Source organism: Pseudomonas crudilactis, from assembly GCF_013433315.1.
Taxonomy (GTDB): Bacteria; Pseudomonadota; Gammaproteobacteria; order Pseudomonadales; family Pseudomonadaceae; genus Aquipseudomonas; species Aquipseudomonas crudilactis.
In genome coordinates this window covers 99,164-121,328 of the sequence record NZ_WXVV01000024.1, presented here as the reverse complement: position 1 = coordinate 121,328, position 22,165 = coordinate 99,164, and the positions used below count along the sequence as shown (strand labels likewise).

The following is a 22,165-nucleotide window of genomic DNA, read 5'->3' as shown; positions in this document are numbered from 1 at the left end:
CAACGACGTGTTCACCGCGTCGTTGGGTACCACGACTTTCTACGGCGGCGCCGGTAACGACGTGTACATCATCAATGGTTCGGCCAGCCAGAACGTGGTGGAAATGGCGGGCGGCGGTGATGATGAAGTGCGCACTAACCAAAATACCTACCGATTGAGCGTGGAAATCGAGCGCTTGAACTTCACCGGGACTGGCAATTTCACTGCATACGGCAATGCTTCCGACAACATCATCACGGGCGGGGCTGGCGATGACACGCTGTTCGGTGGTGCAGGGGCGGACCAACTCATTGGTGGAGATGGTTTTGATACGGTCAGTTATGCCGATGCCGACAAGGGCGTGAGCATCAATACTAAAACGGGGATCCACACCGGAATTGCTGCCGGCGATGTTTACACCAATATTGAAGCGATCATTGGTTCGAACTTTGGTGATGCGTTTGTCGGGGATGCGGGAGTCAATCGCTTCAACGGTGGTAGTGGTATGGATTTGGTGAGTTTTGCCAGCGAAACTGCGGGTATCACCCTGGATTTGGGGGCGCCTGTTTTCACCGGGGCTGCCGCTGGCGATATTTACACGTCGATCGAAATATTCCAGGGCACGGCGCAGGCCGACAGCTTTACCGGCAGCGCGGCAGGGGCGGAGAATTTCGTCGGTGGCGCTGGTGCGGATCTATTGACGGGGGTTGGTCGAGGTGATGGCGCTTGGTACTTGACCAGTACTGGTGGCGTTCAGATCAACTTGTTGGATGGCACAGTCGCAGGAGGCGACGCTCAAGGTGACGTGTTGATCAACATCGATAACCTGATGGGATCGGCATTCAATGACACGCTGACTGGCAACGCCTATTCGAACAAGCTTGAGGGTGGTGCGGGTAACGACATTATCTACGGCGGCGAGGGTGATGATTTTATTTACGGCGATACGGTCACTGATATCGGCGCTTTCGGGCCAACAGCTATCAGTGGTGTCCAGGCTGATACGCTCTACGGCGGTAACGGCAATGACACCATGCGTAGTGCCGATAACGATACTGGCAGTGTTCTTTATGGTGAGGCAGGCAACGACAACATCACCGTGTCGGCCGGGATTGCCTATGGTGGTGACGGCAACGATACCTTGACGGGTACCGGTTACGGCTATGAACTCCAGGGTGGTGCAGGTTTTGATACGTTGAACTTGCGCGGCTCGGGTGATGCCTTGGGCGGTGAGGGTGGTGATGCCTATGTCGTGTACTCGAAAACCATGGTAGGCATTCAGGACACAGGCACATCGGGGGTTGATACCGTCACCCTCAAGAACATTCAGAGTGTCAGTGATGTGCGGATCGTCCAGAACGATCTTGGCGCCTACGTCTTCAATGCCGCCGATCTGCAAAGCGGCAACTTGGACTCCGGCGTGTTCCTGAAGGACTGGTACAAGGGCGGTAATACCATTGAAACCTTTTTCACCAACAACGGTGAGTCCTTCACCATTCCTGTCGTAGGACAGGCGATGTCCGAGTCATTCGCAGTCTGACAAAGGCGTTGCATGCATAAAAACGGCGAAGCCTGCATTCAGGTTTCGCCGTTTTTTTTACTTCGGTTTTTACTCCAGACAAAAGAAAACCCCCGACAAACCAGAAGTCTGTCGGGGGTTTCTTTTGCCCGGAGAGTATCAGGCGTCTCGCAACGCCTGAGCGCTCAGCTTATTGGCAAGCTTCGCAATCCGGCTCGTCAATTGCGCAAGCCTTTGGCACTGGAGCAGGACCGGCAGGAGCAGCCAGAACCGAATCGTCGCCGTGGTTGCCGCCGCTGGAAACAGCGTTCAGCTTGCCGGTGTTGATGGTCGATTTCTCGGTGCTGGTCGCGGCCAGGGCACGGAGGTAGTAAGTGGTTTTCAGGCCACGGTACCAGGCCATGCGGTAGGTCACGTCGAGCTTCTTGCCCGATGCGCCGGCGATGTACAGGTTCAGCGACTGGGCCTGGTCGATCCACTTCTGACGACGGCTGGCGGCGTCAACGATCCACTTGGTGTCCACTTCGAAGGCAGTCGCGTAGAGCTCTTTGAGTTCTTGCGGGATGCGCTCGATCTGCTGAACCGAACCGTCGTAGTACTTCAGGTCGTTGATCATGACCGAGTCCCACAGGCCGCGAGCCTTGAGGTCGCGAACCAGGTACGGGTTGATCACGGTGAATTCGCCCGACAGGTTCGATTTCACATAGAGGTTCTGGTAGGTCGGTTCGATCGACTGCGAGACGCCGGTGATGTTGGCGATGGTCGCGGTCGGTGCGATGGCCATGATGTTCGAGTTACGAATGCCTTTCTGTACACGGGCGCGAACCGGTGCCCAGTCCAGGGATTCGTTCAGGTCGACATCGATGTACTTCTGGCCACGTTGCTCGATCAGGATCTGTTGCGAATCCAGCGGCAGGATGCCTTTGGACCACAGCGAACCCTGGAACGTCTCGTACGCGCCGCGCTCGTCAGCCAGGTCGCAGGAAGCCTGGATCGCGTAGTAGCTGACCGCTTCCATCGACTTGTCGGCGAACTCGACGGCAGCGTCGGAACCGTAAGGAATGTGCTGCAGGTACAAAGCGTCCTGGAAGCCCATGATGCCCAGACCGACCGGACGGTGCTTGAAGTTGGAGTTCTTCGCTTGTGGCACCGAGTAGTAGTTGATGTCGATCACGTTATCGAGCATGCGCACAGCGGTGTTCACGGTGCGTTGCAGCTTGGCGGTGTCCAGCTTGCCATCCACGATGTGGTTCGGCAGGTTGATCGAGCCCAGGTTGCAAACGGCGATCTCGTCCTTGTTGGTGTTCAAGGTGATTTCGGTGCACAGGTTCGAGCTGTGGACCACGCCGACGTGCTGCTGCGGGCTGCGCAGGTTGCACGGGTCTTTGAAGGTCAGCCATGGGTGGCCGGTTTCAAACAGCATGGAGAGCATTTTGCGCCACAGGTCTTTAGCCTGGATGGTCTTGAACAGACGAACCTTGCCTGGGTATTCAGTCAGGGCTTCGTAGTACTCGTAACGCTCTTCGAAGGCTTTACCGGTCAGGTCGTGCAGGTCCGGCACTTCGGATGGCGAAAACAGGGTCCACTTGCCGTCATCGAAGACACGCTTCATGAACAGGTCTGGGATCCAGTTGGCGGTGTTCATGTCGTGGGTACGACGACGATCATCACCGGTGTTCTTGCGCAGTTCGATGAACTCTTCGATGTCCATGTGCCAGGTTTCCAGGTAGGCACACACAGCGCCTTTGCGCTTGCCACCCTGGTTAACGGCTACCGCGGTGTCGTTCACCACTTTCAGGAACGGAACAACGCCTTGCGACTTGCCGTTGGTACCTTTGATGTACGAACCCAGTGCACGCACCGGCGTCCAGTCGTTGCCCAGACCGCCAGCAAATTTCGACAACATGGCGTTGTCGTGGATCGCGTGGTAGATGCCCGACAGGTCATCCGGCACGGTGGTCAGGTAGCAGCTCGACAGCTGTGGACGCAGGGTACCGGCGTTGAACAGGGTCGGGGTCGACGACATGTAGTCGAAGGACGACAGCAGGTTGTAGAACTCGATCGCACGGTCTTCTTTTTGCTTCTCTTCGATCGCCAGGCCCATGGCCACGCGCATGAAGAAGATCTGCGGCAGTTCGAAGCGGATACCGTCCTTGTGGATGAAATAACGGTCGTACAGGGTTTGCAGGCCCAGGTAGGTGAATTGCTGATCACGCTCGTGGTTGATCGCCTTGCCCAGTTTTTCCAGGTCGAAGGAGGCCAGCACAGGGTTCAGCAGTTCGAACTCGATACCTTTGGCGATGTAGGCCGGCAGTGCCTTGGCGTACAGGTCGGCCATTTCGTGGTGAGTGGCGCTTTCGGCCACACCGAGGAAACCCAGACCTTCGGCACGCAGGGTGTCCATCAGCAGGCGGGCGGTCACGAACGAGTAGTTCGGCTCACGCTCGACCAGAGTACGGGCGGTCATCACCAGTGCGGTGTTGACGTCGGTCAGGGCCACGCCGTCGTACAGGTTTTTCAGGGTTTCGCGCTGGATCAGGTCGCCGTCGACTTCTTCCAGACCTTCGCAGGCTTCGGTGACGATGGTGTTCAGACGACCCATGTCCAGCGGCGCCAGGCTACCGTCGGTACGGGTGATACGGATCGACGGGTGCGCGTTGACCGCTTCTTCGGCCGGGGCGTGGGCAGCGCGTTCTTTCGAACGACCGTCACGGTAGATCACGTAGTCGCGAGCGACTTTCTGCTCACCGGCACGCATCAGGGCCAGTTCGACCTGGTCCTGGATTTCTTCGATGTGGATGGTGCCACCCGATGGCATGCGACGCTTGAAGGTTGCGGTGACCTGTTCGGTCAGACGGGCAACGGTGTCGTGGATTCGCGACGAAGCGGCAGCGGTGCCGCCCTCAACTGCGAGGAACGCTTTGGTGATAGCGACGGTGATCTTGTCATCGGTGTAAGGAACGACAGTGCCATTACGCTTGATCACGCGCAGTTGACCAGGCGCGGTGGCTGCCAGATCCGAATTCGAATCGGCGGCCTGCGGCAAGGTGCCCTGCGGGTTCTCGCGAGTTGTGTCGGTTTGCATGGGGGGTGATCTCCACATTCTCTATGTTTGTTTGGGCACCATCATGGTGCTCACCGTTCTGGTCCGAAGCACTACAACCGACGGGCGTCGGGCATAACAACTTCGGACCAGTAGGAAAAAGGCTAATGACGCCGCATCCTTGCCGAAGTTTTTGGCCGCGAGCCAGGGCTCGAGCCGGATTCCTTCCCAGGTGACAGTAATGACTGCAACACCCGTACCGTTCCGGTCGTTTCCAACCTGAAAAACGATGCCATCCGCAAGTGCGGTTTGGGCTTTGAAAAACTTGCTTGGTTCAACCGGAAACCGGCAATAAATCGCTTGAGTTTCAGGTCTGAAATGTGGTTGGGCGTTTAAGCGGAAAACCCTATATGTAGGGTCTCTCCCTGCGCCGTGCTACAAGATAATGCGTTTCAAGGGTGCTTGCAACGTACTAGCTGTGGATAAACCTGTGCGTAAATTGTGTAAGAAATCCGGAATTCGCGTGTAGGCCGCGAACCTGCTGAGCTAGACCGTCCGTCACTGTTTTTTCACCGGGAAAAACGCTTCAGCGGTTTTTTAAGGGCGCGAACCCTATCACAAAAAACCGCCTTGTCCGAACGCATTTACCGACTTGTGTTCTGGCTGTACGCCGTTTATACAATCGGCTCATGCACAGACATTCTTATCCTCGTCAAACATGACAAAAGGTCGGGAGGATCTGAAATTGTGGGAGCGAGCCTGCTCGCGAATGCGCTATGTCATCTGACTCAGATGTTGGCTGTACGACGCCTTCGCGAGCAGGCTCGCTCCCACAGGGAATTGTGTTGAGTCAGACGTTCCTCTTTTATCAATAACAATAGAAAGCAGAGGTCACCGGTGGAGCAACAAGCCTTTCAGGTATTGATCGTCGAGGATGACCAGCGACTGGCCGAACTGACGCGCGACTACTTGCAAGCCAATGGACTGCGCGTGGACATCGAAGGCAACGGTGCGCTGGCAGCGGCGCGGATCATCGGCGAGCAGCCGGACCTGGTGATCCTTGACCTGATGCTGCCCGGTGAAGACGGCTTGAGCATCTGCCGCAAGGTGCGCGACCGTTATGACGGTCCGATCCTGATGCTCACCGCGCGCACCGACGACGCCGATCAGATCCAGGGCCTGGATCTCGGTGCCGACGATTACGTGTGCAAACCGGTGCGCCCGCGTCTGTTGCTGGCGCGAATTCAAGCCTTGCTGCGACGCAGCGACACACCTGAACCGGCCGCAGAAAAATCCCGTCGCCTGCAATTCGGCCCGCTGGTGGTCGACAACGCCTTGCGCGAGGCGTGGCTGAGCGACAACGGCATCGAGCTGACCAGCGCCGAATTCGACCTGCTCTGGCTGCTGGTGTCCAACGCCGGACGGATTCTGTCGCGCGAAGAAATTTTCACCGCCCTGCGCGGCATTGGCTATGACGGTCAGGACCGTTCGATCGATGTGCGCATTTCGCGTATTCGCCCGAAAATCGGCGATGACCCCGACCATCCGCGCCTGATCAAGACCATCCGCAGCAAAGGCTACCTGTTCGTCCCGGAAGCCTGCGTAGACCTGCCGCTGTGAACTCGATCTTCCTGCGCATCTATGGCGGCATGTGCGCCGCTTTGATTCTGGTGGCGGTGCTCGGCGTGCTGGCGCTCAACCTGCTCAATCAGGTGCGCAGCGAGCAATATCGCGAGCGCCTCGCGCACGGCACGTTTTCGCTGATGGCCGGCAATCTGCAACCGATGAACGAAACCGAGCGCCATCGGGCGTTGCTGGTGTGGGAGCGGTTGCTGGGGATTCCGCTGGCACTGAAGAAGTTTGCCGAGACCGATCTTGATCTGTCCCAGCGCACCCGCGTGCAGCGTGGCCAGGCGCTGGTCGAGCAGACTGGTCCGCACGCAGCGAAAGTCTATCGAATGGTCAGCGACAAAGAGCAGCTTGTGTTGGTAGGGGAAGTGCAGCAGATCAGCGAGCAACTGGCCCGTGCGACCATTTACCTGCTTGCCGATGAACTGGTGCGCGTGCCGGTTGGCGAGCAGCCCAAGCGTCTTGCGCAGATAAAGGAAGAGAAGGGCTTCGGTTTCGATCTGCGCCTGGTCACGGTGAACGACGCCGACATGGACGAAGACCAGAGCCGCCGCGTGGCCGAAGGCGACACGGTGATGGCGCTGGGCAAGGGCGGTGATTCGATTCGCGTGTTTGCCGGCATGGTCGGCACGCCGTGGGTGCTGGAGATCGGCCCGCTGTATCAGATGAACCCGTACCCGCCGGAATGGCTGGTGCTGATTGCGGCACTCGGTCTGAGTCTGATCGGCCTTATCGTTTATTTGTTGGTGCGTCAGCTCGAACGGCGTTTACGCGGTCTCGAAGCGGCGGCCACGCGCATTGCCAAGGGCAGCCTGGAAACCCGTGTGCCGGCGCGCGGTGCCGACTCGGTGGGGCGCCTGGCGTCAGCGTTCAACGGTATGGCCGAGCACTTGCAACAGTTGCTGGCGATCCAGCGTGAATTGGTGCGCGCGGTGTCCCATGAATTACGCACGCCGGTGGCGCGCCTGCGTTTCGGCCTGGAGATGATCGGCTCGGCGACCACGCCGCAAGCGTTGGAGAAATACCGCGAAGGCATGGATCACGACATCGAGGACCTTGATAAATTGGTCGATGAAATGCTGACCTATGCGCGGTTGGAGCAAGGCTCACCGGCGCTGACCTTCCAGCGCATCGATCTGGATGCCCTGGTCAATCAGGTGATCGAAGAGTTGGCGCCGCTGCGCGCCGAGGTCACGGTGCAACGTGGTTTGTGCCTGTCTGCGGCGGATAACGATGATGCCTGGGTGGAAGCCGAGCCGCGTTATCTGCACCGCGCATTGCAGAATCTGGTGAGCAACGCCATGCGTCATGCGCGTTCGAGCGTGACGGTGAGTTATCAGGTCGGGCAATTGCGCTGCCGCGTCGACGTCGAGGATGACGGCCCGGGTGTGCCGGAAGTGGCGTGGGAGCGGATTTTCACGCCATTTCTGCGTCTGGACGACAGCCGCACACGGGCGTCGGGTGGGCATGGTTTGGGGTTGTCGATTGTGCGGCGGATCATCCACTGGCATGACGGCCGGGCGATCATCGGCAAGAGCAAAAGCCTGGGCGGGGCTTGTTTTAGCCTGAGTTGGCCGAGGAATCAGGAACGCCGGTAAGGTTTGTGGTGGCTGTGATGCCGCCTTCGCGAGCAAGCTCGCTCCCACATTTGAAATGCGGTTCCCTGTGGGAGCGAGCTTGCTCGCGAAGAGGCCCTTGCAGGCACCGAAAGATTTCAGGCCTGAATGCTGACCAGACTCAACAACTGCCCATCTCGCACCCCGAACTGCGCCTCCAGTTCAGTGCCGTTGCGCCATTCGGCAGACAAGTCCGTCAACAAGCGCAACCGGACTTCACCGGCCTCCGTCCACTCCAGTACTTCAGCATGCTCGAAATAAAATCGCTGCTGCACAATCGGATACAGCGCCTTGAACAGACTCTCCTTCACCGAAAAGGTCAGCGTCACCCACAACGCCAGTTGATCCCGCGATGCGGCCGTCATGCGTTGCATTTCAGGTGGCGTCAGAATCTCCCCAGCCAGGCGCTCGGCGCGTTCGGTGTTGAGCAGGTTTTCCAGATCCATGCCCAAACCGCGCCAGTGCTGTTTGTTGGCAACAATCGCCGCCGCGCGGCCGGTGCTGTGGGTAATCGATCCGCAGATGTGCGCCGGCCAGACTGGCGCGCGATCTTCGCCAATTGCCGGAACCATGCCGGTGCCTTCCAATTGCTGCAACGCAGCGCGGGCACAAATCCGCCCGGCGAGGAATTCTGCCTGACGTTTGGCCACTGAACGTTGAATGCTTGGCGGTGCGATAACAGCGCTGCGCTGAAAGTCATCGCCGAGCAGTCGGGCCGGGTCGAAATGGGTGCTGAGCAGCACGGTGTCGGGCAACACCGTCGGCAACGGCCAGAGGCTGTCGAGCGCGGTGCAGCAGGCGGGAAGGGTAGGGGTGAGATTCATGGCGGGCATTTTGCCGGTTAGTCGGGCCAAGGTCGAGATTGGCGGTGCGGCTTTCGCGAGCAGGCTCGCTCCCACAGGGGATCTTATGGGCAACATAGATCCAGTTTGGGAGCGAGCCTGCTCGCGAAGGCCGCGCCGTGGTGTTCCTGTTCAGCTGAAGATTTTCTGCAAGAACGCTTTCATGTCCGCCCAGGATTTTTCATCCGCTGCCTTGTTGTACCCGATGTCCGGGCCACCGTGCTCACCATGGCTCAGGCGATCAGCGTCCGGATTGGTAAAGCCATGCTTGGCACCATCAAGGCTGACAAATTTATAGTCAGCGCCGGCCTTGTCCATTTCTGACTTGAACGCGGTGACATTGTCCGGCGTGACCATGCTGTCCAGCGCGCCATGTTCGACCAGAATCTTCGCTTTCACACTGCCGGGCGTCGCTGGGGTTTTGGTTGCCAGCGCACCGTGGAAACTCACCACGCCTGCCAGCGGCTCACTTTGCCGCGCGGCGTTGAGCACTACGCCACCGCCGAAGCAATAACCGATGGCGGCGATTTTGTTGACGTCGGTCTGCGGCTGCTGCTTCAGCAAGTTCAGCCCGGCCTCGAAGCGCTTGCTCGAGGCCGCCGCATCCTGGGTCGCGGCCTGCATGAACGCCATCGCGTCTTTCGGGTGCTCGGTGTTCTTGCCTTCGCCGTACATATCAATGGCCAGGGCGCTGTAGCCGAGTTCGGCCAAATTCCGCGCGCGGCGCTTGGCGTAATCGTTCAGGCCCCACCATTCATGCACCACGACGACACCCGGACGCTTGCCTTTGATGGCGTCGTCATAGGCGTAGTAGCCGATCAGCTTGGTGCCATCGGCACTTTGGTAGGGGATCTCTTCGGTCTTGATCGCCGCCTGAGTGAGGCTGCTGACGGCCAGCAAGGTGAGGGTAAGGAACAGGCGCATGGTCGGGTCTCCTGACAATAAAAGGTCAGATCAGCCTAGTTCATTTGGTTCAGGTCAGGTTCAGAGACGGTTCAGGGGCGGTACAGGGGCAGGTCAGTAACCTTGCGCCATACCCAAACAGCACTGTGAAAGAGGAAATACCCATGACTTTTAACAAACTGTTGCTGGCATTGACCGTATTGAGCGCCAGTATCGCGGCCCAGGCCGACACCACTTCGAACTTCGCCGGACTGACCTTCGGCCAGACCAGCGACAAGATCAACAAATCCCACTCGCTGAACAACAACCTCGATCACCCGAACGCCACCGGCGCGATCGACGGCAACAATACCTACGGTGTGCGCCTCGGTCAGCAAAACAGCCAAGGTCGCTACTACGCCACCTACGACAACGTGTCGGGTTCGCACAATGGCATTAAACTGCGTCAGGAAAACCTGTTGGGCAGCTACGATCTGTTCTACCCGGTGGGTGGCAGCACCAAGTTGTTCGGCGGTGCGACGGCGGGTTTGACCAAGCTGACTCAGGAATCGCCAGGCTTCAGCCGCGACAGTGATATCGGTTACGCCGTCGGTGGTCAGTTGGGTGTGTTGCAACAAGTATCGCAGAACACCTCGGTCGAACTCGGTTACCGTTACCTGCGCAGCAACGCCAGCACCGAAATGAGCGAGCGCGGCGGCAGCAAGCAAGGCTCGCTGGATTTGACCAGCAGCGCGCAGACTTACCTGTCGGCCAACTACAATTTCTAAGGAGCGAATCGCCTTGGAACCCTGTGGGAGCGAGCTTGCTCGCGAAAGCGATGTTTCATTCAACATCATCGTTGACTGAATAACCGCCTTCGCGAGCAAGCTCGCTCCCACAGTGGTTGTGGAGATTTCAAGTGATTAGGAGAAGTCATGAAACTGTTGGTCGTCGAAGATGAAGCGCTGTTGCGCCATCACCTGCAAACCCGCCTGACGGAGAGCGGTCACGTGGTCGAGTCCGTGGCCAATGCCGAGGAGGCACTGTACCAGACCGGACAGTTCAACTTTGACCTGGCGGTGATCGATCTCGGCCTGCCGGGCATGGGCGGTCTTGACCTGATTCGTCAGTTGCGCGCGGGCGGCAAGACTTTCCCGATCCTGATCCTCACCGCGCGCGGCAACTGGCAGGACAAGGTCGAAGGCCTCGCTGCCGGTGCCGACGATTACGTAGTCAAGCCGTTCCAGTTCGAAGAACTCGACGCGCGTCTGAATGCCTTGCTGCGTCGCTCCAGCGGGTTCACCCAGTCGACCATCGTCGCCGGGCCGCTGCTGCTCGACCTCAATCGCAAACAGGCGACCCTCGACGAGCAACCGCTGGCGCTGACCGCCTACGAGTACCGCATCCTCGAATACCTGATGCGTCATCATCAGCAAGTGGTGCCCAAGGATCGCTTGATGGAGCAACTCTATCCGGACGACGACGAGCGCGATCCGAATGTCATCGAAGTGCTGGTCGGCCGTCTGCGCCGCAAGCTCGAAGGCCCGGCCGGGTTCAAGCCGATCGACACCGTGCGTGGCCTCGGTTACTTGTTCAATGAGCGCTGCACTTGATTCGTTCCCTCCGCGTTCGCTTGATGCTCGCCGCCACCACGTTGGCGGTGTTGTTCATGCTCGCCTTGCTCCCGGCGATGCAAGGCGCGTTCAGCCTCGCGTTGCAGGATTCGATCGAACAACGCCTGGCCTCGGACGTGACCACGCTGATCTCTGCCGCGCGCATCGAAAACGGTCGGCTGGTGATGCCCAATCAGTTGCCGGATGAGCGTTTCAACCTCACCGATTTCCGTTTGCTCGGCTACATCTACGACCGCGAAGGGCATCTGGTCTGGCGCTCGAAAGCCACCCAGGAAGAGCAGATCAACTACAAGCCGCGTTATGACGGCCTCGGTAACGAGTTCGCGCGGATCCGCGAAACCAACGGCCAGGAATTCTTCGTCTACGACGTCGAAGTCAAATTGCTTGGCGGCAAAAGCGCGGCGTTCAGCATCGTTGCCCTGCAACCGGTGCGCGAATACGAAACCACCCTCGAAGGCCTGCGCGAGAATCTCTATCTGGGCTTCGGTGCGGCCTTGCTCGTGTTGCTGGCATTGTTGTGGATCGGCCTGACCTGGGGCCTCAAAGCCTTGCGCCGGCTCAGTCAGGAACTCGATGAGATTGAAGGCGGCACCCGTGAAAGCCTCACCGAACAACATCCCCGCGAACTGCTGCGCCTGACCGGTTCGCTCAACCGTTTGCTGCACAGCGAGCGCCAGCAGCGCAGTCGTTATCGCGATTCTCTCGATGATCTGGCGCACAGCCTGAAAACCCCGTTGGCGGTGTTGCAAGGCGTCAGCGAGGACATGGCTCAACGTCCCGAAGAACGCGATCAGGCCTGGGTGCTGCAAAGCCAGATCGAACGCATGAGTCAGCAGATCAGCTATCAACTGCAACGGGCGAGCTTGCGCAAAAGCGGACTTGTGCGACATCAGGTGCGCTTGCAACCGGTGCTGAAAAGCCTTTGCGACACGCTGGACAAGGTGTATCGCGACAAGCATGTGCGCGTGGCGTTCGATCTGCCCGAGCATTGCTACGTGCCGATCGAGCAGGGCGCGCTGCTGGAAATGATGGGCAACTTGCTGGAAAACGCTTATCGCCTGTGTCTGGGTGAAGTGCGCATCAGCGTGCGCGAGACCCTCGCCGGGATTGAACTGTGCGTGGAAGACGATGGCCCGGGTGTGCCACCGGATCAGCGTGCGCGGATTCTGGAGCGTGGCGAACGCCTGGATGCCCAGCATCCGGGGCAGGGGATCGGCTTGGCGGTGGTCAAGGACATTATCGAAAGCTACAACGCCAAGTTGGCCCTGGGTGATTCGCCGATGGGCGGGGCGGCGTTCAGGATTCATTTTCCGGCGGTGTGATTAAAAGCTGCCCTCACCCCAGCCCTCTCCCAGAGGGAGAGGGAGCCGACCGAGGTGTCTGGCGTTATACATCGACCTGAAATAGCCAGTCGATTATGGAATCAGTAGCGAAGTTTCAGATCGGCATACATCTTGAGCATTCCCCAATCAGTCCCCTCTCCCGGAGGGTGTCTGGCGTTTACATCGACCTTAAATAGCCAGTCGATTATGGATTCAGTAGAAAGCGTTCAGGTCGGCGTACATCTTGAACATCCCCCAATCAGTCCCCTCTCCCTCCGGGAGAGGGTTAGGGTGAGGGGCTTTTGATTTAGCGCCTCACTGCTCCTGCGCCCGATACGCCCCCGGCGTCAACCCCGTCCACTTCTTGAACGCCCGATGAAACGCCGACGGTTCGGAAAACCCCAACTGCTCGGCAATCTGTTGCAACGACAGATCCGCCCGCCCCAAATGATAAATGGCGATATCCCGCCGCAATTGATCCTTCAATTCCTGAAAACTCGTGCCTTCCTCACGCAAGTGCCGGCGCAAGGTCTGCGGGCTGATGTGCAAGTGCGCCGCCACCGCTTCCAGATCCGGCCAGCGCGCCGTGTCGCGACTGAGCAAACGACGCAGGCGGCTGCTCAGGCTGTCGCCGTCGTCCGGGCGCGAGAGCAGGTCGGCAGGGGAGCGTTCGAGGAAATGTTTGAGCGTGCGTTCGTCCTGCAACAGCGGCATAGACAGATAGCGGCTGTGGAATAAAAGGCTGCTTTGATCGGCGCCGAAGGTCAGCGGGCAGGGAAACAGCAGATCGTACTCGGCGCCATGCTCGGGGCGTGGATAGCTGAAGCTCGCCTGTTCGAGGCGAATCCGCTGACCGATCAGCCAACTGCCGAGGCGATGCCAGATCACCAGCAGGCTCTCAGTGAGAAAGTGATCGGGATCCCACAACTGTGAATCGTCGAGGCTCAGGCGCACCCATTCGTCTTCGCGCGTCAGGCTCAGGCGCGGGGCTTCGGGGAATAGGCTATAAAACAATAAACCGCGTTGTAGGGCTTTCTCCAGATTACGGCAATGAATCGAGGCGTGGCACATCATGGCGAAACTGCCGGGCTTGCTCGCGGCGTTGCCGAAACCCAGGTATTCGTCGTCCAGCGCCAGCCACAGGGTCTGAATCAACCGGGTGAATTGTTGCGGGGCAATGCGCGCGCGTGGCTCATCGAGCAGCTCCGGGCTGATGCCCAGTTGCAACAGCAGGCCGGAACAATCGAACCCTTGGCGGCGTGCGCCACCGAGGGCGGCACGGGCGAAATGACTGGCAATGGTGCGTTCGCGCATAAACGGCAGATCCTTACTCAGGCGCCGGATGGTAGCCGGCGGCTGGACACCCCTACAAGGCGGATTTCCGCCAAATTGTAGGACGAGAAGCGGCGAGTTGGCGGAAATCCGCCACACTTGAGTAACCGGATGGTGACATCCATGCACCTGTGATCCCTGATATCAAAAGGCTTGCAGGCAATCGCACCAAAGTGGCACGACGTTTGCGATACAAGCTACAGAAGCGTGCGTTTGGCCCTGATGGAAAACGCTGCTCCAACAACAAATCCCTCCAGTGCAGGAGGGTTCGCAATTCAGGTTTCGCGGCCAACAGATGGATGTTGCCACGCGAGGCTCTTGAGGAAATCTGCAATGACGACTCGTCAGCCACTGTACAAATCCCTGTATTTCCAGGTGATCATCGCAATCATCATCGGTATTGCGCTCGGTCATTACTACCCGCAGTTCGGTGTCGCGGTTAAGCCACTGGGTGACGGGTTCATCAAGCTGATCAAAATGATCATCGCCCCGATCATCTTCTGCACCGTGGTCAGCGGTATCGCTGGCATGCAGAACATGAAGTCGGTCGGCAAGACCGGTGGTTACGCACTCCTGTACTTCGAAATCGTTTCGACCATTGCTCTGCTGGTCGGTCTGGTTGTGGTCAACATTGTGCAACCGGGCAACGGCATGCACATCGACGTTGCCACCCTCGACGCCTCGAAAGTCGCCTCTTATGTAGCGGCTGGCGCTGACCAAAGCGTTGTCGGCTTCCTGCTCAACGTGATCCCGACCACCATCGTCGGCGCGTTCGCCACCGGTGACATCCTGCAAGTCCTGATGTTCTCGGTGATCTTCGGTTTCGCCTTGCATCGCCTGGGTGCCTACGGCAAGCCGATCCTCGACTTCATCGATCGCTTCGCCCACGTGATGTTCAACATCATCAACATGATCATGAAGCTCGCGCCAATCGGTGCCTTCGGTGCCATGGCTTTCACCATCGGCGCTTACGGTGTCGGCTCGCTGGTGCAGCTGGGTCAACTGATGATCTGCTTCTACATCACCTGTCTGCTGTTCGTGCTGATCGTGCTCGGCGGCATCGCCCGCATGCACGGTTTCAGCGTGCTGAAGATGATTCGTTACATCCGTGAAGAGCTGCTGATCGTACTCGGCACCTCGTCGTCGGAATCGGTACTACCACGCATGCTGATCAAGATGGAGCGTCTGGGCGCGAAGAAATCGGTAGTGGGTCTGGTGATCCCGACCGGTTACTCGTTCAACCTCGACGGTACCGCGATCTACCTGACCATGGCCGCGGTGTTCATTGCTCAGGCAACTGACACGCACATGGACATCACTCACCAGATCACTCTGCTGGTGGTGTTGCTGCTGTCCTCCAAAGGCGCAGCCGGTGTGACCGGTTCGGGCTTCATTGTGCTGGCAGCGACCCTGTCGGCGGTAGGTCACCTGCCAGTGGCCGGTCTGGCGCTGATCCTCGGTATCGACCGCTTCATGTCCGAAGCCCGCGCCCTGACCAACCTCGTTGGTAACGCTGTAGCGACCATCGTGGTTGCCAAGTGGGTGAAAGAGCTGGACACCGACACGCTGCAAACCGAGCTGGCCTCGGGCGGTCGTGGTATCGCTGATACCCGTCCGGAAGATGACCTGGGTGTGGCTGAAGGCCCGACACCTAGCAGCGTCAAGTAACCCTCGCTTCATGAAAAACCCGCTTCGGCGGGTTTTTTCTTGCCTGCTGTTTGAGCGTAACGGTCACACCCGCTGACATTTGCGGTGATTGCCGTGCGCGGCATCGCTGCCTAGGCTGAGTGCATCGCCCAAGGAGTTCGCCCATGTCCGCACCGCTGGCCTCACTGAAAATCCTCGATTTCTCAACGCTGCTGCCGGGGCCGTTCGCCTCGTTGTTGCTGGCGGACATGGGCGCTGAAGTGCTGCGCATCGAGTCGCCGACGCGCCTGGATCTGCTGCGCGTGTTGCCGCCGCATGATGGCGGAGTTTCGGCCAGTCATGCCTACCTGAACCGCAACAAACGCAGCCTGGCGCTGGATTTGAAGCAGCCCGAAGCACTGGAAGTGGTCAAGCAATTGCTGGGCGATCACGACATCGTTCTGGAACAGTTTCGCCCCGGTGTGATGGAACGTCTGGGCCTGGGCTATGAAGCGCTGAAGGCGATCAACCCGAAGCTTATTTACGTGTCGATTACCGGTTACGGCCAGACCGGGCCGTACAAGGATCGCGCCGGGCATGACATCAACTATCTGGCGCTGGCGGGGCTGGCCAGTTACACCGGCCGCGCCGACAGCGGGCCGTTGCCGCTGGGCATGCAAGTGGCGGATGTTGCCGGTGGTTCGCTGCACGGGGTGATTGGCTTGTTGGCCGCTGTGATTGCGCGACAGCAAACCGGGCAGGGCACGCATCTGGATGTGAGCATGACCGATTGCGCGTTCAGCCTGAATGCCATGGCCGGGGCCGGCTATCTGGCATGCGGTGAAGAGCCGGAGTGGGAAGATCAGATGCTCAACGGTGGCAGTTTCTACGACTACTACCGTTCCCGCGATGGGCGCTGGATGTCGGTGGGCAGTCTGGAACCGGGGTTCATGCAGCAACTGTGTACGGCGCTGGGGCGGCCGGAGTTGGCGGCGCAGGGTTTGTCCTCAAAGCCTGAGCAGCAGCGGGCGTTGAAATACGCGCTGACGGTCGAGTTTGAAAAGCATGACTTTGCTGAGTTGTGCGAGATGTTTGCCGGGATCGATGCGTGTGTTGAGCCGGTATTGAGTCTCGGGGAGGCGGTAAGCCATCCGCAGTTGCGGGCGCGGGAATTGGTGACGCAGGTGCCGCGTGGGGATGGCACGACGCAAGCGCAGATAGCGTGTCCGTTGAAGTTTTCCGAAGCGTTGCCGGCGCGGCGGCATGTTGGCGCGGTGTTGGGGCAGCATACGGATCAGGTGTTGGGCGAGTTGGGGTTTAGCACTGAGCGGATTGCTGAATTGCGTTCATCCAAAGTGATTCTTTAGTGCCTGTACCGACCCTTTCGCGAGCAAGCTCGCTCCCACAGGAGAATGCATTCCAAGGTGGGAGCGAGCTTGCTCGCGAAGAGGCCACAACAGGCAATAGAAGACTGACTATTCGACGCGCATCTCGCCACTGAACACCAAGGTATTGCGGCAGCGTCGACACAAATACCGCCGCCCCTGCCGCACCAGACTATGGCGCTGTGCCGAAAACGGAAAATCGCTTTCTGCGCACGGGCATGTGTAGATATAGCGGGTCACGCTGCGGCGCTTGATTGCATAGGTGTGGCAGCGATCCGGCGGCAGTTCGTAAACCCCGCGCATGATCAGTTGCCACTCCTCGCCATGGGGCTGGATACGGTCGCCGAACAACTGATGAGCGATCAGGTGCGCGACTTCGTGGGCCACGGTCTGCTTGAGGAAGTGTTCGGTGTTTTCCCGGTACAGCTGCGGGTTGAAGCGCAGCAGGTTCTCGTGCAGATGCGCGACACCGGCTTTTTGCCCGCGCAGCTTGAGGCTGACAACTGGGCGAGGGAAGGAACGTTTGAAAAAGGATTCAGCGAGTTGGTAACAGTCTTCGACGCGGGTATTGAGTTGCTCGGGCATGCTTGATGGATCTCCAGAGGCATCGAGTATGCCGCAACGCCGTGGACTTGCGAATCGCCAAACTGCCGAATGGTCATCGCGCAAACGACAAGGCCGCCTTGCGGCGGCCTCTGATTGGCTTATCGAGTCAGTTCGTATAGACGGGACCAACGCCCAGCCCCCAGACAATCACGGTAAACGCCATGATGGCGACCAGCACCACCAGACCCACCGCCAGCACCGAGCTTGAGAACAGAAAACCTTCGTCCGACGGAATGTTCATGAACGTCGGCAGCCCCACATACAACAGATACACCGTGTAGCAGATGGCCGCCGTACCGACGATCATCCCCAGCCACATATGCGGATACAGCGCCGCCAGCCCACCGACGAATAACGGTGTCGCGGTGTAGGTGGCAAACGCCACGCAACGGGCCAGACTCGGGTTGGCGTCGTAGGTGCGGGCCATCCAGTGCACGAAGGCACCCATGACCGCGACACCGCCGAGCATGGCCAGATATGACATGACCGTCATCCAGATCGCGCTTTCGACGGTGAGCATCACCGGCGCGCGGTTGCCGATCACCCAGCCGACTTGTGTCGTACCGATAAACGCCGAAACAGCGGGGATCGCCGCCAGAATCAGCGTGTGGGTGAGGTACATGTGGCTGATGCTTTCCTCTTGGTCGCCACGGATTTCCTTCCATTCCTGATCGGGGTGGGTGAAAAGTCCCACTACGTGATGGATCATGCCAGTCACTCCTCTTGTTATTGCCATCGCCCCCCAACGGAGCGCCTACGGGCCAAGGTGGCCGAGCAAATACAGGTCTTCAGATTGTGTGCGACCTTATGTCGCAGTATAGAAAGGACTTACCCGCACAGGTATTAGGGGCTTAGAGCAAATCGCGCTGTAAACACAGGGCTTAATCGCCTTGGGGTCTGTAAGGAATGCAAACCTGGGCGACGACAACCTGTGCCCACAACGCCGGGGTTTTTGCGTAAAATGCCGGCCTTTCGTCACACCTCACGGATTTCGCGTCATGGGCACTCTTACGGTCAACCAGAACAAACTGCAAAAGCGCCTGCGCCGCCTGGCCGGCGAAGCGGTCGCCGATTTCAACATGATCGAAGACGGCGACAAGGTCATGGTCTGCCTGTCCGGGGGCAAGGACAGCTACACCATGCTCGATGTGCTGCTGCACCTGCAGAAGGTTGCTCCGATCAAGTTCGAGATCGTCGCGGTGAACATGGACCAGAAGCAGCCGGGTTTCCCTGAGCACGTGCTGCCGGCTTATTTGAAAGAGCTGGGCGTCGAGTACCACATTGTCGAGAAAGACACTTATTCGGTAGTCAAGGAACTGATCCCGGAAGGCAAGACCACTTGCTCGCTGTGCTCACGCCTGCGTCGCGGCACGCTGTACACCTTTGCCGATGAAATCGGCGCGACCAAGATGGCCCTCGGGCATCACCGTGACGACATCGTCGAGACGTTCTTTCTCAACATGTTCTTCAATGGCAGCCTCAAGGCAATGCCGCCGAAGTTGCGCGCCGACGACGGCCGCAACGTGGTGATCCGTCCGCTGGCGTACTGCAACGAGAAAGACATTCAGGCGTATTCGGACTTCAAGGCATTCCCGATCATCCCGTGCAACCTCTGCGGTTCGCAGGAAAACCTGCAGCGTCAGGTGGTCAAGGAAATGCTCCAGGACTGGGAGCGCAAGACCCCGGGTCGAACTGAAAGCATCTTCCGCAGTCTGCAGAACGTGATCCCGTCGCAACTGGCCGACCGCAACCTGTTCGACTTCACCAGCCTGAAGATCGACGAGACCGCAGCTTCGCGCTTCGTCAACGTCGTCAATCTGTAAACCCGATCCATGTGGGAGCGAGCTTGCTCGCGAAGGCGTCGTGTCAGCCGACATCCGTGTTGAATGACAGACCGCTTTCGCGAGCAAGCTCGCTCCCACAGTGTTTTGTGTTCACAGGTAAAATTTCATTTTCAATTCCCAGGAGAGGGCATGCGCGATTACAAGTGGCTGCACGAATACTGTCTGAACCGTTTCGGTTCGGCGGCTGAACTGGAAGCCCATCTGCCCGTTCCCAAGACCCAGGCGCAACTGCGCAAGATCAGCGACGACCGCTACCTCTCGACCATGGCCCTGCGCGTGTTCCGTGCCGGCCTCAAGCACAGTCTGGTCGACGCCAAGTGGCCGGCCTTCGAGGAAGTGTTCTTCAAGTTCGATCCGGAAAAAGTCGTGCTGATGAGTGCCGAGCATCTCGAGCGTCTGATGCAGGATGCGCGGATCATTCGCCATCTCGGCAAACTGAAAAGCGTGCCGCGCAATGCGCAGTTCATTCTCGATGTCGAGAAAGACAAGGGCAGTTTTGGCGCGCTGATCGCCGACTGGCCGGTGACCGATATCGTCGGTCTGTGGACCTACCTGAAAAAGCACGGTCATCAGCTGGGCGGGCTGTCGGCGCCACGTTTTTTGCGCATGGTCGGCAAGGATACCTTTGTGCCGAGCTACGACGTGGTCGCGGCGCTGAATGCACAGAAGATCGTCGACAAGGTGCCGACCAGTCTGCGCGATCTGGCGATCGTGCAGGATGCGTTCAACCAGTGGCATGAGCAGAGCGGCGGACGGGCGATGAGCCAGATTTCGATGATGCTCGCGTACACCGTCAACCATTAAAACCGGGTCGCCTCATTGGCGAGCAGGCTCACTCCTACAGGGGAATGCATTCCAAATGTAGGAGCTGCCGAAGGCTGCGATCTTTTTCCATCAGGCGACGGAGATCTCGCCTTCACCCGCCAGTTTGCGATTCAACTGATAGCGCCAGCGCACATACAACAGCGCCGAGCAGAACACCGCCAGGCTCGCGACCATTTCCAGCACGCCAAACCACTGCCGGTTCGGGTCATACGCCGCCAGTGCGCCTTTGATGAAATACAGATTCACCACAAAGCACATCCACGAGTGCCCACGGGCGCTGCCCACGATCATCGCGGGCGCCAGGATGATCCACGGGATCAGTTCGACCAGCAGAATCACCCACGGCCGCGCGCCGTGCAGGTCAGCGAAAATCAGATAGTAGGCTGCGAGCAATCCGCCCAAGGCGAAAAAACTCAGCAGACTGATGATGCGCATTGCCTTGACGCGCGGCTCCAGCCACTCGACGGCGGGCAGGATTTTCGGCTTCTTCGCCACTGTCAGCCCTCCAGTTTCTGCGCAGTCTTGGCCAGCCGCAGACCCAACGCACGACACAGCGCCACTTCGTGCTGATCGAGACCTTTTTTACCGTCAGCCCCGGCGTGGTGACTGGCACCGTAAGGCGTGCCCCCGCCCTGGGTTTCCAGTAACGCCGATTCACTGTACGGCAGACCGGTGATGAGCATGCCGTGGTGCAACAGCGGCAGCATCATCGACAGCAGGGTGGTTTCCTGACCGCCGTGCAGGCTGGCGGTGGAGGTGAACACGCCGGCCGGTTTGCCGACCAGCGCACCGGTCAGCCAGAGGTTGCTGGTGCCATCGAGGAAGTATTTCAGCGGCGCGGCCATGTTGCCGAAACGCGTCGGGCTGCCGAGGGCGAGGCCGGCGCAGTTCTTCAAGTCATCGAGGGTGGCGTAGAGCGCGCCTTCGTCTGGAATGTCTGGAGCCACAGCTTCGCACTCGGTCGAGATCGCCGGCACCGTGCGCAAACGCGCTTCGAGGCCGGCCTGCTCGACACCACGGGCAATCTGTCGGGCCATCTCGTTGGTCGAGCCGCTGCGGCTGTAATACAGCACCAGAATGTACGGCGCGCTCACGGCAACAACTCCAGAATATTTTCCGGCGGACGACCGATGACGGCTTTGTCGCCAACTTCAAGAATGGGCCGTTCCATCAGTTTTGGATGCTGGGCGATGGCGTCGATCAATTGCGCTTCACTGAGGCTGTCGTCAGCCAGCTGAAGCATTTTGTATTCATCTTCCCCGCTGCGCAGCAATTGGCGCGCGCTGATTCCGAGTTTGCCGAGCAGAGCCTTGATTTGCGCCGCATTCAGCGGGCTTTCGAGGTAACGCACGACGTTCGGGGTCAGGCCGCGGGCTTCAAGCAGCTCCAGTGCGCCGCGGGATTTCGAGCAGCGCGGATTGTGATAAAGCGTCAGATCGGTCATGGCGGGTCGCTTCTGGCGTAAAGTGGCGGCTATTCTAACTGTGCAGCGCGCAATCCAGAACCTTCGGAGGCAATGGGTCGCAGGCGCCTTCAAATTTTCACAAGGAACACGACATGACACGGCGATTGGCAGCGGCATTGACGATAATCGGGGCGTTGATGCTGGGGGGCTGCGGCAATGATTACGGGATCGACCAGAATGGTCAGAAAGTTGCGTCCGAGCGTTTGGACAAACAATGGGTAGTGCTGAACTACTGGGCCGAGTGGTGTGGCCCGTGCCGCACGGAAATCCCGGAGCTCAACCATTTGGCTGATGAGCTCAAGAGCAAGAATGTCGGCGTGTTCGGGGTCAATTTCGACAATGTGCAGGGCGCGGAACTGAAAGAGGCGAGCGAGAAGCTCGGCATCAAGTTCACCGTGCTGGCGCAGGATCCGGCGGAACTGTTCGAGTTGCCGCGCAGTGAAGCATTGCCGGTGACGTACATCATCGACAACAAGGGCAAGGTGCGTGAGCAATTGATGGGGGAGCAGACGGCGGCGGGGGTGATGGCCAAGCTTGAGGCTCTGCAGGCGACCAAGTAACGTCAAAAGCCCCTCACCCCAGCCCTCTCCCAGAGGGAGAGGGGGCCGACCGAGGT

Annotated in this window: 20 protein-coding genes; 11 read left to right on the top strand and 9 right to left on the bottom strand. The window is 58.9% G+C overall.

Features of this window, described 5'->3' with window-relative positions; translation table 11 throughout:
* Positions 1–1,519: calcium-binding protein (locus GTU76_RS23790; protein ID WP_180699742.1), on the top strand; the 1,519-nt coding region annotated here is incomplete at its 5' end.
* Between the two features lie 169 nt (positions 1,520–1,688).
* Here GTU76_RS23790 and GTU76_RS23785 read toward each other — a convergent pair.
* Positions 1,689–4,583 carry a ribonucleoside-diphosphate reductase subunit alpha gene (locus GTU76_RS23785; protein ID WP_016987426.1) on the bottom strand — a complete coding sequence of 965 codons (2,895 nt, stop codon included), beginning with the start codon at positions 4,581–4,583 and terminating at the stop codon, positions 1,689–1,691.
* Between the two features lie 855 nt (positions 4,584–5,438).
* On the opposite strand from GTU76_RS23785, the gene GTU76_RS23780 reads away from it, so the two are divergent.
* Both GTU76_RS23780 and GTU76_RS23775 read left to right on the top strand, forming a co-directional pair.
* Complete coding sequence (locus GTU76_RS23780; protein ID WP_016987427.1) at positions 5,439–6,161, top strand: response regulator; 723 nt, start codon at positions 5,439–5,441, stop codon at positions 6,159–6,161.
* Entirely contained in the window at positions 6,158–7,768 is a 1,611-nt protein-coding gene (locus GTU76_RS23775; RefSeq protein WP_180699741.1) for an ATP-binding protein, read from the top strand. Before GTU76_RS23780 ends, GTU76_RS23775 begins: the two co-directional genes overlap by 4 nt.
* A 116-nt stretch (positions 7,769–7,884) precedes the next feature.
* Here the strand turns inward: GTU76_RS23775 and GTU76_RS23770 are convergent, their stop codons facing one another.
* Complete coding sequence (locus GTU76_RS23770) at positions 7,885–8,610, bottom strand: 4'-phosphopantetheinyl transferase family protein (protein WP_219342237.1); 726 nt, start codon at positions 8,608–8,610, stop codon at positions 7,885–7,887.
* Positions 8,611–8,760: 150 nt separating this feature from the next.
* The gene (locus GTU76_RS23765; RefSeq protein ID WP_016987430.1) at positions 8,761–9,552 is read right to left on the bottom strand and encodes a dienelactone hydrolase family protein; all 792 of its coding nucleotides are present in this window, start codon (positions 9,550–9,552) and stop codon (positions 8,761–8,763) included.
* Between the two features lie 143 nt (positions 9,553–9,695).
* On the opposite strand from GTU76_RS23765, the gene GTU76_RS23760 reads away from it, so the two are divergent.
* From GTU76_RS23760 to GTU76_RS23750, 3 genes are all read left to right on the top strand, one after another.
* On the top strand, positions 9,696–10,298 hold the full coding sequence (locus GTU76_RS23760; RefSeq protein ID WP_180699739.1) for a hypothetical protein: 603 nt from the start codon (positions 9,696–9,698) through the stop codon (positions 10,296–10,298).
* 147 nt (positions 10,299–10,445) lie between these two features.
* Positions 10,446–11,123, top strand: coding sequence for a response regulator transcription factor (locus GTU76_RS23755; RefSeq protein WP_016987432.1), 678 nt, complete (start codon positions 10,446–10,448; stop codon positions 11,121–11,123).
* Complete coding sequence (locus tag GTU76_RS23750; RefSeq protein ID WP_016987433.1) at positions 11,120–12,466, top strand: ATP-binding protein; 1,347 nt, start codon at positions 11,120–11,122, stop codon at positions 12,464–12,466. Before GTU76_RS23755 ends, GTU76_RS23750 begins: the two co-directional genes overlap by 4 nt.
* A 315-nt stretch (positions 12,467–12,781) precedes the next feature.
* On the opposite strand, the gene GTU76_RS23745 is transcribed toward GTU76_RS23750, so the two are convergent.
* Positions 12,782–13,780, bottom strand: a complete 999-nt coding sequence (locus GTU76_RS23745; RefSeq protein ID WP_180699738.1) for an AraC family transcriptional regulator — start codon at positions 13,778–13,780, stop codon at positions 12,782–12,784.
* Positions 13,781–14,131: 351 nt separating this feature from the next.
* Between GTU76_RS23745 and GTU76_RS23740 the strand changes: the two genes are divergently transcribed.
* Together GTU76_RS23740 and GTU76_RS23735 are read left to right on the top strand one after the other, a co-directional pair.
* Positions 14,132–15,466, top strand: a complete 1,335-nt coding sequence (locus tag GTU76_RS23740; protein ID WP_175553469.1) for a dicarboxylate/amino acid:cation symporter — start codon at positions 14,132–14,134, stop codon at positions 15,464–15,466.
* Between the two features lie 143 nt (positions 15,467–15,609).
* Positions 15,610–16,791: a CaiB/BaiF CoA transferase family protein gene (locus GTU76_RS23735; RefSeq protein ID WP_180699737.1), complete on the top strand. Its 1,182-nt coding sequence runs from the start codon at positions 15,610–15,612 to the stop codon at positions 16,789–16,791.
* A 108-nt stretch (positions 16,792–16,899) separates the two neighbouring features.
* Here GTU76_RS23735 and GTU76_RS23730 read toward each other — a convergent pair whose 3' ends face one another.
* Complete coding sequence (locus GTU76_RS23730; protein WP_180699736.1) at positions 16,900–17,394, bottom strand: SprT family zinc-dependent metalloprotease; 495 nt, start codon at positions 17,392–17,394, stop codon at positions 16,900–16,902.
* Positions 17,395–17,521: 127 nt separating this feature from the next.
* The gene (locus GTU76_RS23725) at positions 17,522–18,124 is read right to left on the bottom strand and encodes a Yip1 family protein (RefSeq protein ID WP_007917515.1); all 603 of its coding nucleotides are present in this window, start codon (positions 18,122–18,124) and stop codon (positions 17,522–17,524) included.
* Positions 18,125–18,413: 289 nt separating this feature from the next.
* Between GTU76_RS23725 and ttcA the strand changes: the two genes are divergently transcribed.
* Together ttcA and GTU76_RS23715 are read left to right on the top strand one after the other, a co-directional pair.
* Positions 18,414–19,238, top strand: a complete 825-nt coding sequence (ttcA, locus tag GTU76_RS23720) for a tRNA 2-thiocytidine(32) synthetase TtcA (protein ID WP_123453360.1) — start codon at positions 18,414–18,416, stop codon at positions 19,236–19,238.
* A gap of 150 nt (positions 19,239–19,388) precedes the next feature.
* The gene (locus tag GTU76_RS23715) at positions 19,389–20,063 is read left to right on the top strand and encodes a DNA-3-methyladenine glycosylase I (protein ID WP_180699735.1); all 675 of its coding nucleotides are present in this window, start codon (positions 19,389–19,391) and stop codon (positions 20,061–20,063) included.
* A gap of 90 nt (positions 20,064–20,153) precedes the next feature.
* On the opposite strand, the gene GTU76_RS23710 is transcribed toward GTU76_RS23715, so the two are convergent.
* Genes GTU76_RS23710 through arsC form a run of 3 tightly spaced genes read right to left on the bottom strand, consistent with a single transcriptional unit; the run spans position 20,154 to position 21,528 of the window.
* On the bottom strand, positions 20,154–20,579 hold the full coding sequence (locus tag GTU76_RS23710; protein ID WP_180699734.1) for a DUF2069 domain-containing protein: 426 nt from the start codon (positions 20,577–20,579) through the stop codon (positions 20,154–20,156).
* A gap of 2 nt (positions 20,580–20,581) precedes the next feature.
* Positions 20,582–21,178 carry an NAD(P)H:quinone oxidoreductase gene (gene wrbA, locus GTU76_RS23705; protein WP_016987440.1) on the bottom strand — a complete coding sequence of 199 codons (597 nt, stop codon included), beginning with the start codon at positions 21,176–21,178 and terminating at the stop codon, positions 20,582–20,584.
* The gene (gene arsC / locus GTU76_RS23700) at positions 21,175–21,528 is read right to left on the bottom strand and encodes an arsenate reductase (glutaredoxin) (RefSeq protein ID WP_180699733.1); all 354 of its coding nucleotides are present in this window, start codon (positions 21,526–21,528) and stop codon (positions 21,175–21,177) included. The genes wrbA and arsC overlap by 4 nt, the downstream gene beginning before the upstream one ends.
* 113 nt (positions 21,529–21,641) lie before the next feature.
* Between arsC and GTU76_RS23695 the strand changes: the two genes are divergently transcribed.
* Positions 21,642–22,109 carry a TlpA disulfide reductase family protein gene (locus GTU76_RS23695; protein WP_016987442.1) on the top strand — a complete coding sequence of 156 codons (468 nt, stop codon included), beginning with the start codon at positions 21,642–21,644 and terminating at the stop codon, positions 22,107–22,109.
* The last annotated feature ends 56 nt before the right edge of the window (positions 22,110–22,165 follow it).

Coding starts and splice junctions, on each gene's coding strand:
- arsC (WP_180699733.1), bottom strand. CDS start 21,528: ATGACCGATCTGACGCTTTATCACAATCCGCGCTGCTCGAAATCCCGC.
- GTU76_RS23745 (WP_180699738.1), bottom strand. CDS start 13,780: ATGCGCGAACGCACCATTGCCAGTCATTTCGCCCGTGCCGCCCTCGGT.
- GTU76_RS23725 (WP_007917515.1), bottom strand. CDS start 18,124: ATGATCCATCACGTAGTGGGACTTTTCACCCACCCCGATCAGGAATGG.
- GTU76_RS23695 (WP_016987442.1), top strand. CDS start 21,642: ATGACACGGCGATTGGCAGCGGCATTGACGATAATCGGGGCGTTGATG.
- GTU76_RS23770 (WP_219342237.1), bottom strand. CDS start 8,610: ATGAATCTCACCCCTACCCTTCCCGCCTGCTGCACCGCGCTCGACAGC.
- GTU76_RS23715 (WP_180699735.1), top strand. CDS start 19,389: ATGCGCGATTACAAGTGGCTGCACGAATACTGTCTGAACCGTTTCGGT.
- GTU76_RS23730 (WP_180699736.1), bottom strand. CDS start 17,394: ATGCCCGAGCAACTCAATACCCGCGTCGAAGACTGTTACCAACTCGCT.
- GTU76_RS23785 (WP_016987426.1), bottom strand. CDS start 4,583: ATGCAAACCGACACAACTCGCGAGAACCCGCAGGGCACCTTGCCGCAG.
- ttcA (WP_123453360.1), top strand. CDS start 18,414: ATGGGCACTCTTACGGTCAACCAGAACAAACTGCAAAAGCGCCTGCGC.
- GTU76_RS23765 (WP_016987430.1), bottom strand. CDS start 9,552: ATGCGCCTGTTCCTTACCCTCACCTTGCTGGCCGTCAGCAGCCTCACT.
- GTU76_RS23755 (WP_016987432.1), top strand. CDS start 10,446: ATGAAACTGTTGGTCGTCGAAGATGAAGCGCTGTTGCGCCATCACCTG.
- GTU76_RS23735 (WP_180699737.1), top strand. CDS start 15,610: ATGTCCGCACCGCTGGCCTCACTGAAAATCCTCGATTTCTCAACGCTG.
- GTU76_RS23760 (WP_180699739.1), top strand. CDS start 9,696: ATGACTTTTAACAAACTGTTGCTGGCATTGACCGTATTGAGCGCCAGT.
- GTU76_RS23740 (WP_175553469.1), top strand. CDS start 14,132: ATGACGACTCGTCAGCCACTGTACAAATCCCTGTATTTCCAGGTGATC.